The organism is Pedobacter aquatilis (assembly GCF_030409415.1).
Classification (GTDB): domain Bacteria; phylum Bacteroidota; class Bacteroidia; order Sphingobacteriales; family Sphingobacteriaceae; genus Pedobacter; species Pedobacter aquatilis.
The window spans coordinates 1-16388 of sequence record NZ_JAUFPW010000030.1; the positions used below are offsets into that span (position 1 = coordinate 1).

At 34.8% G+C, this 16388-nt stretch carries 23 protein-coding genes; 12 read left to right on the forward strand and 11 right to left on the reverse strand.

Features of this window, described 5'->3' with window-relative positions; all coding sequences use genetic code 11:
- The first annotated feature begins 242 nt into the window (after positions 1-242).
- Positions 243-1589, forward strand: coding sequence for an adenylosuccinate lyase (gene purB, locus QWY86_RS12640; RefSeq protein WP_290242682.1), 1347 nt, complete (start codon positions 243-245; stop codon positions 1587-1589).
- An 81-nt stretch (positions 1590-1670) separates the two neighbouring features.
- Positions 1671-2222, forward strand: a complete 552-nt coding sequence (locus QWY86_RS12645; protein ID WP_290242683.1) for a NifU family protein — start codon at positions 1671-1673, stop codon at positions 2220-2222.
- 243 nt (positions 2223-2465) lie between these two features.
- Here the strand turns inward: QWY86_RS12645 and QWY86_RS12650 are convergent, their stop codons facing one another.
- Positions 2466-2873 carry a winged helix-turn-helix transcriptional regulator gene (locus QWY86_RS12650; RefSeq protein ID WP_290242684.1) on the reverse strand — a complete coding sequence of 136 codons (408 nt, stop codon included), beginning with the start codon at positions 2871-2873 and terminating at the stop codon, positions 2466-2468.
- 88 nt (positions 2874-2961) lie between these two features.
- Between QWY86_RS12650 and QWY86_RS12655 the strand changes: the two genes are divergently transcribed.
- The 3 genes from QWY86_RS12655 to QWY86_RS12665 are packed head-to-tail and all read left to right on the forward strand — an operon-like array spanning position 2962 to position 5495.
- Positions 2962-3690 (forward strand): SDR family oxidoreductase, encoded by a 729-nt coding sequence (locus QWY86_RS12655; RefSeq protein ID WP_290242685.1) that lies wholly within the window; start codon positions 2962-2964, stop codon positions 3688-3690.
- A 24-nt stretch (positions 3691-3714) separates the two neighbouring features.
- Positions 3715-4482 carry an SDR family oxidoreductase gene (locus QWY86_RS12660; protein ID WP_290242686.1) on the forward strand — a complete coding sequence of 256 codons (768 nt, stop codon included), beginning with the start codon at positions 3715-3717 and terminating at the stop codon, positions 4480-4482.
- Between the two features lie 11 nt (positions 4483-4493).
- Positions 4494-5495: an NADP-dependent oxidoreductase gene (locus tag QWY86_RS12665; RefSeq protein WP_290242687.1), complete on the forward strand. Its 1002-nt coding sequence runs from the start codon at positions 4494-4496 to the stop codon at positions 5493-5495.
- Between the two features lie 142 nt (positions 5496-5637).
- Here the strand turns inward: QWY86_RS12665 and QWY86_RS12670 are convergent, their stop codons facing one another.
- The 7 genes from QWY86_RS12670 to QWY86_RS12700 all read right to left on the reverse strand — a co-directional run bounded on the left by QWY86_RS12670 (position 5638) and on the right by QWY86_RS12700 (position 8524).
- Positions 5638-6054 (reverse strand): arsenate reductase ArsC, encoded by a 417-nt coding sequence (locus QWY86_RS12670; protein ID WP_290242688.1) that lies wholly within the window; start codon positions 6052-6054, stop codon positions 5638-5640.
- Between the two features lie 4 nt (positions 6055-6058).
- Positions 6059-6184, reverse strand: coding sequence for a hypothetical protein (locus tag QWY86_RS12675; protein WP_290242689.1), 126 nt, complete (start codon positions 6182-6184; stop codon positions 6059-6061).
- A gap of 2 nt (positions 6185-6186) precedes the next feature.
- The gene (locus QWY86_RS12680; protein ID WP_290242690.1) at positions 6187-6492 is read right to left on the reverse strand and encodes a GNAT family N-acetyltransferase; all 306 of its coding nucleotides are present in this window, start codon (positions 6490-6492) and stop codon (positions 6187-6189) included.
- 188 nt (positions 6493-6680) lie between these two features.
- On the reverse strand, positions 6681-7151 hold the full coding sequence (locus QWY86_RS12685; RefSeq protein ID WP_290242691.1) for a DUF6428 family protein: 471 nt from the start codon (positions 7149-7151) through the stop codon (positions 6681-6683).
- Positions 7152-7209: 58 nt separating this feature from the next.
- A complete protein-coding gene (locus QWY86_RS12690) occupies positions 7210-7536 on the reverse strand; it encodes an ArsR/SmtB family transcription factor (RefSeq protein WP_290242692.1) in 327 nt (108 codons plus the stop codon).
- A 318-nt stretch (positions 7537-7854) separates the two neighbouring features.
- Entirely contained in the window at positions 7855-8130 is a 276-nt protein-coding gene (locus QWY86_RS12695) for a 3-keto-alpha-glucoside-1,2-lyase-like domain-containing protein (RefSeq protein WP_290242693.1), read from the reverse strand.
- Entirely contained in the window at positions 8120-8524 is a 405-nt protein-coding gene (locus tag QWY86_RS12700) for a 3-keto-disaccharide hydrolase (RefSeq protein WP_290242694.1), read from the reverse strand. Before QWY86_RS12700 ends, QWY86_RS12695 begins: the two co-directional genes overlap by 11 nt.
- A gap of 208 nt (positions 8525-8732) precedes the next feature.
- Here QWY86_RS12700 and QWY86_RS12705 point away from each other — a divergent pair, with 208 nt between their 5' ends.
- The 7 genes from QWY86_RS12705 to QWY86_RS12735 all read left to right on the forward strand — a co-directional run bounded on the left by QWY86_RS12705 (position 8733) and on the right by QWY86_RS12735 (position 13199).
- On the forward strand, positions 8733-8993 hold the full coding sequence (locus QWY86_RS12705) for a hypothetical protein (protein ID WP_290242695.1): 261 nt from the start codon (positions 8733-8735) through the stop codon (positions 8991-8993).
- Between the two features lie 268 nt (positions 8994-9261).
- On the forward strand, positions 9262-9453 hold the full coding sequence (locus QWY86_RS12710) for a hypothetical protein (RefSeq protein ID WP_290242696.1): 192 nt from the start codon (positions 9262-9264) through the stop codon (positions 9451-9453).
- Between the two features lie 221 nt (positions 9454-9674).
- Positions 9675-10037: a response regulator transcription factor gene (locus QWY86_RS12715; RefSeq protein ID WP_290242697.1), complete on the forward strand. Its 363-nt coding sequence runs from the start codon at positions 9675-9677 to the stop codon at positions 10035-10037.
- A 256-nt stretch (positions 10038-10293) separates the two neighbouring features.
- Positions 10294-10641, forward strand: coding sequence for a hypothetical protein (locus QWY86_RS12720; protein ID WP_290242698.1), 348 nt, complete (start codon positions 10294-10296; stop codon positions 10639-10641).
- 5 nt (positions 10642-10646) lie between these two features.
- On the forward strand, positions 10647-11441 hold the full coding sequence (locus tag QWY86_RS12725) for an MlaE family ABC transporter permease (RefSeq protein WP_290242699.1): 795 nt from the start codon (positions 10647-10649) through the stop codon (positions 11439-11441).
- 3 nt (positions 11442-11444) lie between these two features.
- The gene (locus QWY86_RS12730; RefSeq protein WP_290242700.1) at positions 11445-12218 is read left to right on the forward strand and encodes an ABC transporter ATP-binding protein; all 774 of its coding nucleotides are present in this window, start codon (positions 11445-11447) and stop codon (positions 12216-12218) included.
- A gap of 3 nt (positions 12219-12221) precedes the next feature.
- Positions 12222-13199: an MlaD family protein gene (locus QWY86_RS12735; protein ID WP_290242701.1), complete on the forward strand. Its 978-nt coding sequence runs from the start codon at positions 12222-12224 to the stop codon at positions 13197-13199.
- Positions 13200-13403: 204 nt separating this feature from the next.
- On the opposite strand, the gene QWY86_RS12740 is transcribed toward QWY86_RS12735, so the two are convergent.
- The 3 genes from QWY86_RS12740 to QWY86_RS12750 form a co-directional block, all read right to left on the reverse strand.
- A complete protein-coding gene (locus QWY86_RS12740; protein WP_290242702.1) occupies positions 13404-14480 on the reverse strand; it encodes a PAS domain-containing sensor histidine kinase in 1077 nt (358 codons plus the stop codon).
- A 26-nt stretch (positions 14481-14506) separates the two neighbouring features.
- On the reverse strand, positions 14507-15154 hold the full coding sequence (locus QWY86_RS12745; protein WP_290242703.1) for a response regulator transcription factor: 648 nt from the start codon (positions 15152-15154) through the stop codon (positions 14507-14509).
- A 183-nt stretch (positions 15155-15337) separates the two neighbouring features.
- Entirely contained in the window at positions 15338-16276 is a 939-nt protein-coding gene (locus QWY86_RS12750) for a manganese catalase family protein (protein WP_290242704.1), read from the reverse strand.
- Positions 16277-16388: the final 112 nt, after the last annotated feature.

The following is a 16388-nucleotide window of genomic DNA, read 5'->3' on the forward strand; positions in this document are numbered from 1 at the left end:
CTCAATGTTTACCTAGCCTCAAATGGCCTCACACGAACAGTCAATATATTTTGCATAACAACAATATAATGACCTTTTTAAAATTCTCAGTAAAAATAAAAGCCTTAAGAGATTCTTAAGGCTTTTTTTTATGTTCATATTTTTTTAATTTAATCAAAATCATTATTTCTAAAAAACTTAACTAGCACACTCCCGGAAATCAACCAATTATACTAAATTTGCGGCTTAATATATTTCGCATAATGAATTTAACCGCACTACAAGCAATTTCTCCAGTTGATGGTCGTTACAGAAAAACAACCGAAAGTTTAGCCGCTTATTTCTCAGAAGAAGCTTTAATTAAATATCGTGTTTTTGTTGAAATTGAATATTTTATTGCATTATGCGAGATTAACCTCCCAGGTTTAGAAAAATTCGAAAAATCACTTTTTCCTCAGCTTAGAAAAATTCATGAAAACTTTTCAGAAAGCGATGCTTTGGAAATTAAAGAGACAGAAAAAGTAACCAACCATGATGTTAAAGCGGTTGAGTACTTCATCAAAAGTAAATTCGACAGTTTATCTTTACAAGATTACAAAGAGTTCATCCATTTCGGCTTAACCTCTCAGGATATTAACAACACCGCAATTCCTTATTCTATCAAACTTGCGTTGAATGAAAGTTATTATCCAGCTGTTCAATCTTTAATAAAAAAAATCGAGGAACTGTCTAACGACTGGAAAGACATTCCAATGTTGGCGCATACGCATGGCCAACCAGCCTCTCCTACCAAATTGGGTAAAGAATTTTTGGTTTTTGCTGAGCGTTTAAACATTCAGCTTGAAGTTTTAAAAGCGATTCCCAATAGCGCAAAATTTGGTGGCGCAACAGGAAACTTTAATGCGCATCACATCGCATATCCACAAATAAATTGGGTAAGTTTCTCTAATAAATTAATAAATGAAACTTTAGGCTTAACCAGAGCACAACACACAACACAAATTGAACATTATGATCAGTTTGCAGCGCAATGCGATGCTTTGAAAAGAATTAACAACATCATTATTGATTTAGACAGAGATATCTGGACATACATCTCTAAAAATTATTTTAAACAAAAAATAAAGGCTGGTGAAATTGGTTCATCGGCTATGCCACATAAAGTAAACCCGATTGATTTCGAAAACGCTGAGGGTAATGCCGGAATTGCAAATGCGTTATTTGAATTTTTTGCTGCCAAGCTTCCGGTTTCCCGTTTGCAACGAGATTTAACTGATTCTACAGTTTTAAGAAATATTGGTGTTCCTTTTGGTCATACTTTAATTGCTATCAATTCTACGCTTCGCGGCTTAAATAAACTTTTATTAAACGAAGCTGCCTTACAGGCAGATTTAGAAGATAACTGGGCGGTTGTTGCCGAAGCAATCCAAACTATATTGAGACGCGAGAATTATCCAAATCCTTATGAAGCTTTGAAGGAATTAACAAGAACTAATTCCAAAATAAACGCAGATAGCATTAGCCAGTTTATCGATGGACTAACAGTTGCTGAAGATGTAAAAGCTACTTTGAGAACCATTACACCATTTAATTACACAGGCATTTTCTAATATTAAATTGACGCTAAACAGACAGCAAGAAAAAGCTTTATTAATCTTTATTAGTAATTTTGTTTATCAAATTGATTAGACATGACCATTAACGTATATACAGAACAAACTCCAAATCCGGCAACCATGAAATTCATGGTAAATAAGTTGCTAATTAACGGAAGTGAAGATTTCGCGACTAAAGATAGCGCCGAACATTCACCTTTTGCTAAAGAGTTATTCAAATTTAACTTTGTTTCGGGTGTGTTCTTCGCCAGCAATTTTGTAACTATTACAAAAACCGATGATGCTGAATGGGCTGATATCGAAGCTATTTTAAAAGAGTTTGTAAAAGGTGCAGTAGAGTCTGAATTAAAAATTAAAGAAGCTACGGCTGAAGAAGCGCCAAGTTTCGAAGGTTCGGAAACTGAAATTAAAATACAGCAAATTTTGCACGATTATGTTCGCCCAGCGGTAGAGCAAGATGGCGGTGCAATTACTTATAAATCTTTTGATGAAGGTGTTGTTACTGTAGAACTTCGTGGTTCTTGCAGTGGTTGTCCTTCTTCTACAATTACATTGAAATCTGGTATTCAAAATTTACTGCAGAGAATGGTTCCAGAAGTTACTGATGTAGTTTCTGAGGCACTTTAAAGATTTTTATCTTAAGTACGAAAAAAGCTTATCGAATGATAAGCTTTTTTTGTTTAAAAGAAGAAAATAAAACTTCAATAAAGTAAGGTTTTCTTTTAATCTAGTTATATTTTTTTTACAATTTTTCAGTTTTTCTAGAAAACTTTTAGGCAGTTTCTTTAATAATTCTGTCGGACAAAAGGATTCTATTGTTAAGATCTGTTTTGCATCAGTTGCAATCGCCTCAATTTTAGTTACTAGCGCTCATTTTTTCATGTCTTTTATGGCCGTTTTAATAAAGTTTTCTTTATCCTTTTTTACTTCTTTCAACATTTCTTTCCGGTCTGCCGGTATGGTAAAATATTTTTCTGCCCACAAATTTATTTCAATCATTAAAGGAAGTAAGTCTATTCCCTTTTGCGTTAATTGATATAAAACTTTTGCTTTACTGTCCGGATGTTCTGATTTTGTAATAATTCCGTTCTCTTCCAACGTTTGCAGTCGGGATGCTAAAATATTGGTCGCAATCTTTTCTCCTGATTTTAAAAAATCGCCGTAGGTACATTGTTTTGCAAACATTAAATCCCGAACAATTAATAAAGACCACTTGTCGCCCCAAACATCTAAAGAACTACTAACAGGACAATCTGATCTTTTCTTACTATTAACCATAAATTTATTATTAAAATCACTTGCAAAATGAAAGTTGTTTTATATATTTGCACTTGCAAAACGCAAGCAAATTTACAAATTTTTTAAAATGAAAACAACAGGAAATACAATTTTTATCAGTGGCGGAAGTGCCGGGATAGGTCTGGAAATCGCAAAAAAATTTAATGCAGCAGGCAACAAGGTCATCATTAACGGACGTAGTAGAGAACGACTTGAACAAGCGCTTAAGGTGCTTGATAATGCAGTTGCCATTGAAGGCGATTTATCAGTTGAAGCAGATAGAATTCGCATTGCGGAAGATTTAAAAACAAATCATCCGCAGGTGAATATTATTGTGAACAATGCAGGTGCAGCATTTATGAACGACCTAAGCAACAGTGAAAACAATACTGCCGAAAAAGCTTATCAGGAAATCAATACCAATTACATCAGTGTAATTCATTTCACATCTTTGGTTTTGCCACAATTATTGAAACAAGATGATTCGGCAATCGTCAACATTTCTTCCATTGCAGTTTTCAGGTCAAACAAATTTTTGCCTACTTACTCAGCTAGCAAAGCGGCACTCCATAGTTATACCCAAGGCTTGCGTGATACGTTTGAAGAGAACGAAAAGCTGCATATTTACGAAGTTTATCCACCTTTAGTCAACACGGAATTTTCGGCGGAAATAGGTGGTGCAAATGGTATTCCGCCATCTGAAGTTGCGGATGAATTATTTTTAGCTTTAGAACAAAATCAGTTCGAAGTTCCAGTCGGCGACAGTAAAAAAATCCACGCTTTGTTAAATCCAGTTTCAGAACAAGCACCTCATTAATAATTAATCTTAAATTTAGATGTCATGAACTTAAAAGGAAAAACCATCTTAATCACAGGTGGTGCATCAGGCATTGGACTAGAAGCTGCCCGCCATTTTTTGCAGGTAGGTGCTAAGGTGGTCATTACCGGAAGAAATCAGCGTAAGCTGGATGATGCATTACGGCTCTACCCAGCACTTATTGCAATACAAAGTGATGCATCTAAAGAAGCTGATGCCAAAAGTTTGTACAAAGCAGTAGAGGATTTGGGAGGTATTGATGTTTTGTACCATAATGCAGGTGTTGGCATACCACCATCCAATTTGGGTATTCCTAAAAGCGAACATTTAGAAGGTGCTATTTACGAAATGGAAGTCAACTATTTTGGCGTAATACAGCTGAACAATCTTTTTATGGATATGCTAAAATCCAGAAAAGAAGCTGCGATTATCCACACTACATCCATTCTCAGTATCGTTCCATCTTCCATTGAAGCCACCTATTCGTCTTCTAAAACGGCTTTGGCTTTTTATGTGAAATCGTTACGCAATCATCTGCAAATTATTAATAGTGAGTTGAAGATTTTTGAACTGCTCCCTCCCTTAGTTGATACAGATATGGTTATCGATCGCGATGATAAAAAAATCAGTCCTGCACAATTGGTAAGTGGCTTGATTAAAGGATTGGAAAATGATATTTATACCATTAGAATTGGCGACAGTAAGACTATTTACTTTTTAAACCGCTTTCTTCCTAAGGTGGCATACCGTATCATCAATTCGAAAAAGCACAACAAAAAATTAATAAATTAATTACAATCGATATGAAAGCATATAGCATTTCAAAATATAGTAAAACCGACAAACTTCAATTGGTTAACATACCAGAACCAACTGTTGGGGAAAACGAAGTTTTAATTCAAATTCATTCGGCAAGTATCAATCAGTTAGATGCTAAATTGAAAAGCGGAGAATTTAAGTTACTAATGCCCTATAAGTTTCCTTTGATTTTAGGGCACGACGTTGCAGGAACTATTGTTGGGGTTGGTCCTAAAGTAAGTGGCTTCAAAATTGGAGATGAAGTTTTTGCCCGCCCTGCTGATTATCATATCGGAACTTTTGCAGAATTTATTGCTGTTAATGAAAAAGATTTGGCTTTAAAGCCGAAAAACATTTCGTTTGAAGAAGCTGCTTCTATTCCGTTGGTAGCTCTAACCGTTTGGCAAGCTTTTGTAGAAAAAGCAAAACTCAAAAAAGGTCAGAAAGTTTTTATACAAGCTGGTTCGGGTGGTGTAGGTACCATTGCTATTCAGTTGGCAAAACATTTGGGTGCAACTGTCGCCACTACCACAAGTGCCAATAATTTTGACTTGGTAAAAAGTTTAGGTGCTGATGTAGTGATTGATTACAAAACGCAAGATTTTGAAACGATTTTGAGAGGTTATGATTTGGTTTTAAATAGTCAAGACGAAAAAACGCTCTTAAAGTCATTACGGATTTTGAAACCTGGTGGACAAGTGATTTCAATTTCAGGTCCGCCTGACACTGCTTTTGCAAAAGAAATGGGATTGTCATGGTTTATGAAAACGGCCATTTTCTTTTTGAGTAGACAAACAAAAAGTAGTGCGAAAAAACTTGGTGTTAATTATTCGTTTTTGTTTATGAAAGCGAATGGAAAACAGTTATCTGAAATCTCAAAATTGATTGAAACAGGTGTTATTCATCCTGTGGTGGATAAAGTATTTTCTTTCGAGCAAATGAATGAAGCGATGTCTTATGTTTCCAGCGGTCGAGCTAAAGGTAAAGTGGTTTTAAATGTAAGATAAAGTTTTTTTTTACGTAGGTTATAATGGCAAGTGATGGTTTAAGGCTTAGCGAAGTTGAATTTTAACACAAAATTCTCTGCAAAACTGAACCGCCACTTTTGCCAAATGCCTGTTCTCCCATCACCATTTTATGGTCGTCAAGTCATAAATTTTTAGCAATAAAATTCTCGCAGTAACTTTTAATTTGTTGTCTTATTTTTCTAAATTCTTCGGTGATTTCCCCGTCTGTTCCTTTCGCTTTTGCTGGATCGGGAAAATTATAGTGAAATTTCTGAGCTTTTGTCGGAAAGAATGGACAGCGTTCTTTAGCGTTATCGCAAACTGTAATTACAATATCGAAGTCGATGGTTTGATATTCGTCAATGTTGTTAGAAGTGTGGTTTGAAATGTCAATTCCGTCATCTTTCATCGTTGCAATGGCTTTCGGATTTACTCCGTGAGTTTCAACTCCTGCACTATAAATCTCTGCCTTTTCGCCAGCAAAGTGTCTTAAATAACCTTCTGCAATTTGGCTTCTGCAACTATTTCCCGTGCAAAGCACTAATACTTTTTTTGTCATAATTTTAAACGAATAACCAAATGATATTGGTAATGCAAAACTTTGGGTCGAAGCCAAAAATGAGTTGCAAAACAATTACAGATTTAGTGATAATAATGGGTTTCTTGTGGTTTATGAATTTTTCTTTCATTTTCAAATATTTAGACTTCGCCTTTCCATCAGAAAATTGTCTTTCCAAATACCGTCTTTTTTTCCAATTTTTTCTCGGTATCCTACCATTCTAAAACCGCATTTTTTGTGCAGTTTTATACTGCTAATGTTTTCGGAAAATATACTAGATTGCAAAGTCCATATTCCGTTTGCTTCGCTTTGTTTAATCAACTCGGTTAATAATATTTTGCCAATACCTTTTCCCCTTGCTTCTTGTGAAACATAAACGCTTACTTCTGCCACACCTGCATAAACACATCTGCTCAAACGGGTGTTAGGGCTGTCCAACCAAGCATTTTATTATCTTCATAAATACTAATTCTGCAAAAATCAAAATGTCCTTTGTCCCAATTTTCCCATTGAGGCAAATCGTTCTGAAAAGTGGCTATGGTTGGTTGCTAAACCTTGTTTATATATTTCTACAACTTCTGAAAAATTGTCTTTTATTATAAATTGAATTTCCATACTGTATCCTATTAACAGCAACCCGAATTTGGTGTGCAAGCTGATTGATTTACATTTAACTCAATAAGATTTTTCTTTTGCTTTTCTGATGGAATACCGCAAGCATCTTGTGCCAAACAAGCCGTTGTTTTATTTTTGAGAACAAATGTTTTTCCATTAAATTCTAAATCGTATTTTCCGATTGTTTCACTTTGATATTCCACTTCAATATCAAAATCTTCGATACCTAATTTTTCTTCCGAAAGTGTAATGATATTTAGCAATTTGTTTGGTTTTAAACGATGTTCAAAATCATCTGCATTCCAAAGTTGAAAGTTTAAAACCTTTTCGCTTCGGATTACACCGCCACAATCAATGAAGTTTTTAGTCATCATTCCCACTTCTGTTACGTGAAAGTGTTCGGGAACGAAAGTTCCGTTTTCAAGTTGAAATTCAACATTTTCTAATGTTGGCAAAATTTGTTTTACGTTTGACAATTTCATCTTATTTTTAGTTTATTTGTTTAATGCAATATTGCGATAAATTACTTCAAAAAAATACTTAGCAGCATTTAGCCTTTGTAACGGTTTGTATAATATTTAAGAAATATGAATTTAAAATGTCGATTGTTTTTTCGTCAATACAATAGCAAATTGAATTTCCTTCGATATTTCCTTTTATAATTCCAGCATTTTTTAATTCTTTCAAATGTTGCGAAACAGTTGGTTGAGCCAAAGGAAGTTCGTTCACAATGTCACCTCCAATACATTCGTTTACTTTCATCAGATGTTCAATAATTGCAATTCTTGCAGGATGTCCCAATGCTTTTGCAATTGTCGCAATTTGATTTTGTCGGTCTGTAAAGTGTTCAGTCTTTGTTGCACCCATATTTTTCGGTTCTTTAATATTGCAATATTACGATATTGTTTTTATTCGATCAAAATTTTCAGTCATTTTTTATTAAATATATAGTCGTTTGAAGTTTATGCGGTCGGATAAGGTTGCACATTACTTATCTATCGGATTGATTGAATCAGAACTATTTCATTAAGATAAGTTTGGTATAATCCTACACTTTCTGTCTAGTTCCAACTCCTTTATCCACTTGCAAATTTAAGGTCAAAACACCTCCATCTAAAGGTAATTCCTAAAGGTGGATTATAAAATGTACTAGATTTAAAGGTTCTTGAACGAAACACTTTTATTTCAATCCTGTACGGAAATTTGCCCGCTGGTTTGCTTTCCAAACTCAGGAAAATTACTAAAACTTGTTGCTGCTATGGCTTTTTTCCATTGTTCTGTTGTAAAATCCTGTTCAGCAGTTAATACACCATTTAAATAGAACTGAACTTTTCCATCATGCTGACGGATTATCGAATGGTTCCACCCGCCCGCAGCAACCATTGGCGGCGCATTAAGTTGTTTTGAGAAACCATATAAGCAACCAGAACGTTTCATTTCTTTCGCATAATCATAATGCATTACCCAATAGTTGGTACTCAGGTCCCGAAGCCCAGGCTGTTGGTATATCTTTTTTCTCCAACACATTGATGAATACGCCGCCGTTTCCATCTTTGAAAATTTTCCAGTCGAAAAGAAGTTCATAATTCTGGAACTTTTCATCTGTTACTAAATCCCCATGTTCCGCATCTGTTCCTGGTACGCACCTAAGATCACAATTTTTGGCTATCCAAGCAGATGATATCTTTCCCTGATTATAAAGATGCCAGCCTTTTGTACTTTTACCATCGAAAAGGAGTCTAAATCCTTCTCTTTTTTTGCTTTCGCTTAACATATTATCTATAACCTTTTGAGCCTTAGCAAATGTTGAAAAGAAAACCCCTATAGCAACACTAAGAATAAAATTTTTTACCATTTGTGTTTGAATTAAACATTAACCTTTCCAAATCAGCACGAAGCGGAAACGCCTTAGCGTTACTATGCAAATATCCTATTTTTTGCAAGCCATATCACAGCCAATGCATCAACTATAAATTCGCAGATTAATGATGGATTTGGAACATTATAAATCAATACCAAAAAATTATCACTAAACAATTTAAAGCCTGACTTGTAATTAATGTATGGAAAATAACATCATTAATATACTTGAGTTAAACGGACTTATTGTAATGGCCTTTGGGTTCGTGATTATAGCCTTAGCAATTCATAGAAAAAAGTTAAGGAACAATATAAAAGGATTAAGTAAAATAGTAGCGACAGACCGGGCATCATTTACTCCAAAAGCCGAACAAATTATGCAAACCATTGGTCTTAGTTTATTTATTGTAGGTGCAATTACGCTAATGGTTTCAGCTGTGGTAAGCCATGTACCTGCGGCATAATCAAATGCTGTTATGGCATTAAGTATATCAACAAATTATAAGAAATTCCCTATCTGAAGCAGGAATAGATTTATTATCGCCAACATATAATGTAATTCGTAAAGGATAACACATCAAACTTTATACGGATGGTGTATCATTTTTGTAAGCTTAAATACTGATTACCACTCAAATCAGGAATATTCGCCGATACGTTACAGAAACTTGGGTTACCTTTTGTTTTCTTAATATATCAACTGGTAATCAATAAATTATAAAACAAAAAAACATGAAAAATTTATTCAAATTAGGTTTCTTAGCCTTGGCATTAAGTTTAACGGTAGTGGCTTGTTCAGAGAAAAAAGCGGATGGTGCGGATTCTACAATGACAGACACTACAATAACCGACACCACAATGAGTATGGGAAGCGATACGATGATGACTGATACAATGGCTAAAGACACAATGACCAAAATGTAAGCCATTTGCTTAAGTATTAAAAGGAGTTTTTGTTTATGTAGAAACTCCTTTTTTTTGAGCTATTTAATGTGAAATATTTTTACATACTAATCTGCTTGATTTAGAAGATTATAAATAATAATATATCTTAATAATAATACCTAATACACCTCACTGGATATCTTTTTTTAATAAGGGATAAACAAAAGTTTTTAATATGTGTTTCTTTTCAATAAATAATAATGAAAAAGAAGATATACATATTAGAAGATACGATTGATATTCTGGAATTGCTGGAAGAAATACTCACAACTGCAGGTTACGAGGTAACAGGTTTTACTAATGTAGCCGAATTTAATCTCGCACTAAAAGGCGACAAACCTGATCTATTTCTTATGGATGTAATGTTGCCGGATGGCCACGGAATAAATATTTGTGAACATCTGAAATTGGATAGAAATACAAAGGCAATTCCGGTTATATTACTTACAGCCAATGTTGAGATTGAAAAAATGAAACTCCGCAGCAGGGCTGATGATTTTATTCCTAAACCATTCGATATAGCAGATTTAACAAATAGAGTTGCCAGACAACTTACAGATTAATAATTGTGTTTTCAGCTCCGTCATACTACTAAATTCCGTATTCTCCGATGAGGTGAAAATCAAAATTCTGGCTTAGATAAATTGTATTTATGTAGCGGAGGAGTTTTATTTCTTTTTAAGCTATTGCTGCCTAAAATGCATGATGCAAATACGAAGTTATTGCAACCCTTACTGTTAAAGCCACATGATAAAGGAATTTATTTTCTCACGACAACGGTTTGAGCAAACAAAAATCGGGTATTATTGTATAATTAGCATGAAATCAAGATTAATGCTTCTACCCTTACTCTTTATGATTGCTTGTCACAACACCAATCCGGAAAAAGGCTCTGGGGGTAATCGTGTAGAGGAGCAGACCGTATTAGGCAGTAAGTCAATCGTTGATTCTGCTAAATCTGTCTTAGACCAATCTTACACTCTTCGCAATGAATTCGAAAACGGACTTATTGGCGAAAAAGAATTTCAAAAAGCAAGTGAAACCTTGAATATTACTTTCCAAAGTTTTTATGGCAGTTTGTCTCCCGCAGATACAATGGAGATTCATCAATATCGTTTAGCAAAGGAAGCTTCATTACAGAAAAAAGCAGCAAAAAATAATCACTAACTTATATGGGAATAGGACAGGAACGCAATACTCCTAATCAGCCAGGCAAATTCGGACGAGGATTTATTGCACTATATAATGTTTTTGGATTTATTGGGCGGTTTTTTAAAGAAGCTTTTCTACCACCATACGAGTTTAAAGAACTTATGCGGCAGTGTTACGAAATTGGTTACCGTTCTGCGTTACTTATTTCGACCACAGGTTTCATTACTGGCCTTGTATTTACTAAACAATCGCGACCATCCTTATCAGAATTTGGCGCTACTTCCTGGCTTCCCTCCCTAGTTGGCATTGCCCTGTTAAGAACCCTTGCCCCCTTGCTTACCGGATTAATTGCTGCCGGAAAAGTTGGCTCCAGTATTGGTGCCGAACTTGGCTCGATGAAAGTTAGTGAACAGATTGATGCAATGGAGGTAAGTGCAACAAACCCATTTAAATTTCTAGTGGTTACAAGAGTTCTTGCGGCAACGATAACAATGCCAATACTTACTTTTTATACCGCAATGGTTGGTATGCTAGGCGCTTTATTAAATGTTTCTGTAAATGAAGGTACGAGTGCTACAACATTTTTTCAAAGTGCACTGGAAAGCATTACCTATTTAGACATTATCGCTTCAACATTTAAAGCAATATTATTCGGCTTCACCATTGCAATTGTGGGTTGCTATCAAGGCTATCACTCTTCTAAGGGTACCGAAGGTGTAGGAAAAGCAGCTAACTCTGCTGTAGTAACCGCCATGTTCTTAATATTTATTGAAGAAGTGGTCTGCGTTCAAATTTTCAGTTTATTTAATACATAGTTTATGCTATCAAAACCAGAAACCGATTTAAGTGGAGAAAAAGTGATAGAAATTTCGGGTTTAAACAAAGCCTTTGGAGATTATGTTGTTTTAGAAAACGCATCGCTTGATTTATACAAGGGAGAGAATTTAGTGGTGTTAGGCAAAAGTGGTACGGGTAAATCTGTATTAATTAAAATTATTGTTGGCCTTCTTAGTCCAGACAGCGGAAAAATTAGTGTACTAAATCAGCGTATTGATGAAATTGCATACGCTGATTTACTAGATCTTAGACTTCGGGTTGGCTTCTCTTTTCAAAATAGTGCGCTTTACGATAGCATGACTGTTAGGGAAAACCTTGAATTTCCGTTGGTGAGAAACCGAAAAGATATGACTAAAAATGAGGTAGATGCATTAGTTGAAGAAATGCTTGACGCGGTAGGTTTATTGCAGACTATTAACCAGATGCCTTCCGAACTTTCAGGCGGGCAACGTAAAAGAATAGGAATAGCCAGAACACTCATGCTAAAACCCGAAATTATGCTTTATGATGAACCAACCGCGGGCCTCGATCCAATAACATCAAAAGAAATTAATAAACTTATTAACGATGTGCAGGAAAGATACCACACCAGTGCAATTATTATTACCCACGATTTAACCTGTGCCAAAGAAGTTGGTAACCGTATAGCAATGCTTGTAGAAAGACGTTTCGATCGTCAGGGAAGTTTTGATGCCATATTTACTGCTAATGATGCGCAGGCACAACCATTTTTTGATTATAATTTTATACGTTAAAACATGAACGATAACAGAAAAAAAATAACGGTAGGTATCTTTATAGCCATTGGCATTTTGATATTTGTAGTTGCTATATTTACCTTAGGAAGCCAAAAGAAAACATTTGTAAAAAGCTTTAACCTAAGCGTGGTTTTTAATGATATTCAAGGCCTTAAAAAAGGCAATAATGTCTGGTTCTCTGGAGTAAAGATTGGTACAATCAAGAGAATTGATTTTTATGGATCTTCGCAAGTTAAAGTACTGTTAAGCATAGAAGAAGATGTGCATAAATACATTCACAAAGATGCTGGCGCAAGTATTGGTGCAGACGGACTGATCGGAAATAAAATCGTAGTGCTCACCGGTGGTACGCCAAAATTCCCATTTGTTGAAGATGGCGATATGCTCAAAGTTAATACCTCACTCTCTACAGACGATATTATGAAGACCCTCCAGGTTAATAATAAAAATTTAGTGGATGTTACTGCAGATTTTAAAGTACTTGCCCGTAATTTGGTAGATGGTAAAGGCGCTGCCGGCGCTTTACTAACTGATGAAGCTGTGGCACAAAATTTTAAACTTATGGTTTCTAATTTGAGCCAAACTTCACAAATGACTTCAAAAGCAGCTGTTGAACTTAGGGAGTTCAGCAAAACCATAAATTCGAAAGATGGCCTAATGCACAAAATGCTTACCGACACTGCAGTTTTTAATAAATTTGATAATGCAGTTACTAATCTAAATAAAACTACGGAGTCGGCAAGTTTAATGGCTGCAAATTTAGAGCGTGCATCCTCAAAATTGAAAAGTAGCGACAATGCTGCAGGACTATTACTCAATGACGAACAAACCGCAAGACAGGTAAAATCTATTATGCTTAACCTGGAAAAAAGCAGTAAAAAACTTGATGAAGATTTAGAAGCCTTACAAAGTAATTTTCTATTACGCGGTTTCTTTAAAAAAAGAGCTAAAGATTCGCTTAAGTTAAAGAATAACTAAATAAATTATTACTATTTATGCAGCTTCTTTAAGTTGGCATGCATTAAATTTTACTTACAATATGGAGGATATCAGTTGACCTATTATAGGGTTTGATGGCTATAATACCATGAAATTGCGGAGCAAATGAATCCATAGTAGGGATAATACAAAAAATAATAAACATTGTGCAAGTTGAATGCACATATTAAAAATATTTAAAAGTTAATTTTTAGGAAGTGATATAAAAAAGGTTGTTCCAACATCTTCTTCACTAACAAACCAAATCTTACCACCGTGTAGATCAACAATATCCTTAATTATACTCATACCTAAACCACCAGATTCTTCTCCATTAAGTCCTCTTCTTAATACTTCTTTATTGGAGTAAAAAAGCTGACTACGCATAGAGGAAGGAATACCAATTCCATTATCGCTAACTGAAACCAACACATCATCATCTCTTTCTTCGGCAAATACCGCTATTTTCCCTCCTTCTGAAGTAAATTTAATCGAATTTGAAATTAGGTTATTAATTACTTGCAAAAACTTCATGCTGTCTAAAAACAAGAAAATTTTATCTTGGGTACTTGAAAATGTAAATTTTCTAACATCCTTAAGATGCGAACGATTATAAAAGCGCACAACATCTTTTAGTTCCCACACTAAATCTGCACGGTCTTTTTTTATTGCGACAACTGAAGATTTAAGAAATTCTTGATTAACAATACTACGCACCAATTTTAGGTTCCGCTCACACATATCATTTATAAAACGCAGTGAGTTTTCTAAATCATTTTTGCCTAAACGATCAAGATTATTTTCTAATGAGCTCGCAGTCATTCTTATCATTCCCATCGGCTCTTTTAAATCATGAGCAAGCACCTCTAGTGTTACATTTTTACGGGCATTTATTTGCTCTATGTGGATTTTATTCTCCTGATCGACTGTAAAATCTTCAATTGTTCCATAAATATAAATTCCATCTTCAGAGCGTACGAGCGAATACCGCAAGTATTTCTCTTCCTGATTAAAATTAAATTTAAACATATATTTTTTTGCGCCACCATCTACAATTAACTCATCATAACAACTCAATAGGTGATGCAAATCTTCGGGATGGACTTTTTTAATAAGTAGATCAGCATAATTCTCTAGTTCTGTAGGCTCAACACCAAAAATTTTGTATGAAGCAGGATTTGCATATTCTACCGAAGATTTACTAATATTATAGATAAAATAACCATCTGGAGATACATCTCCCATTTGGCAAAATATCTGCTGACTATTTATTTGTATCATTTATATTTCAACGTTTGCCACAAAATTTAATTAAGTATACCTCTATTGAACGCATAACGCATTAAAACGGCCGTATTTTTTGCGCCGGTTTTGTCTATAAGGTTTTGCCTATGCCCTTCAACTGTCCGCCTGGAGATAAAGAGCTTTTCAGCCATTTCAGCATTAGTCAACCCATCTCCAATAAGCTTTAAAATTTCAATTTCTCTTGATGAAAATTCACTATTCTGTATATTACTCGAAGCTGAAAATGAAGAGTTTATTGCGGCATCCACAATTCTGACTGCTAATGATGAACATATGTAACGCTCTCCCTTAACAATTCTCGACAAGCAGAAGAAGAGTTCATCAAAATCTACAGATTTATTTAAAAAACCATTTGCACCCGCTTTAATTGCCTGATAAAAATGTTCATTATCTTCCAACATAGACATGATTAAAACAGGTACCTGACAGCCATTAAGTTTTAAAGTAGTCGTCATTTCGATACCGTTTAGAACGGGCATGTTTATATCCGATATAATTAGGTCAGCTTTAATTCCATTATTAAAAGCTTCCAATACATCTTGCCCATTACAGGCCTCAAATACAATTTGATATTTATTTGTTGATTCGATGAGCATTTTAAGGCCATTTCTCATCACTGTGTGATCTTCTGCTAAAATGATTTTCTTCATTATGTTTAGGCATAACCAGCGAAAAAATTATATTGATTTTCACAGCTGTTAGGCATATGCACAACATAGCCTATTCCATAAAGTTTTAAATAAATCAAAAATAGAATATTTGGAAGTGTGCATTTAACATAAAAAATCCAGACGCTTTTGACATCTGGATTTTTTGAAAATGAAATTACCTAACTATGCTTTCCCATAATCGCTCCACTGAGCTGTTCCTTTAGGTTCAGAAGTTTTTACTTCTTTACTTTTCTTCTCACTCATTTTTTTGTTCATCGATTCAGTTTCTGCTAATTCCTCGTCTTTTGAATCTTCTAAAGATGTTAATCCTTCGGTTTCTTTAACAAATGCAACAGGATCTTCTATTAATTCCCACTCTTTACCCATGCCAGGCATTTCTCCTGTATTCCATGTACCTTTAGAAGATTTTTCTGGAGATAAATTAAAATATTGTTGAGTAAACCTTGGATCGGCTTGTAATACACCTGGAGGAAAATTAGGCTGTATAGTATCTAGCGCCGCTTCGAACATTTTATAATGAGCAACTTCTCTTGTCATCAAAAATGAAAGTGTTTCTTTTACGTATGGATCTTCCGTAAATTTCATTAAGTGTTCGTAAACTAACTTAGCTCTTGATTCTGATGCTAAATTAGATCTTAAATCAACAGTTAAGTCGCCATTGGAATGGATATACGAAGCACACCAGGGAATCCCTTGACTATTTGCAAGTCTTGGCCCACCACTACTAAGCATTGCAAAATGAGGGTTAGCCGTAAGCGCAGCATGGATAATTTCTTCTTTAGCCGCTTTACCTTCAAGTACCTGCATAATTTCAGATGAATCTGCAGCATTTTTAAGTTCGCCATTTACGCCCTTTAGTAACATTTGAATAGTTGCACCCACTATTTCCAAATGTGAAAATTCTTCAGTGGCAATATCCATCAACATATCATACTTATCTGGATGCGGCTGTTTTGCACCAAATGCTTGCGTAAAATATTGCATGGCCGCTGCAAGTTCGCCGTTTTCTCCGCCAAACTGTTCTAATAGAATATTGGCGAAAACCGGATCTGGCTTTGAAACCCTGGCATTAAATTGTAAATCTTTTGAATGATGAAACATAAGCTTTCGTTTTGTTACTGGATGATTGAATCTTGAATTAGATTTACACTAACCACATCTTAAAACACCACTTGGTTTTAAGAATATTCAAAACACGTAGTAATATGCTATA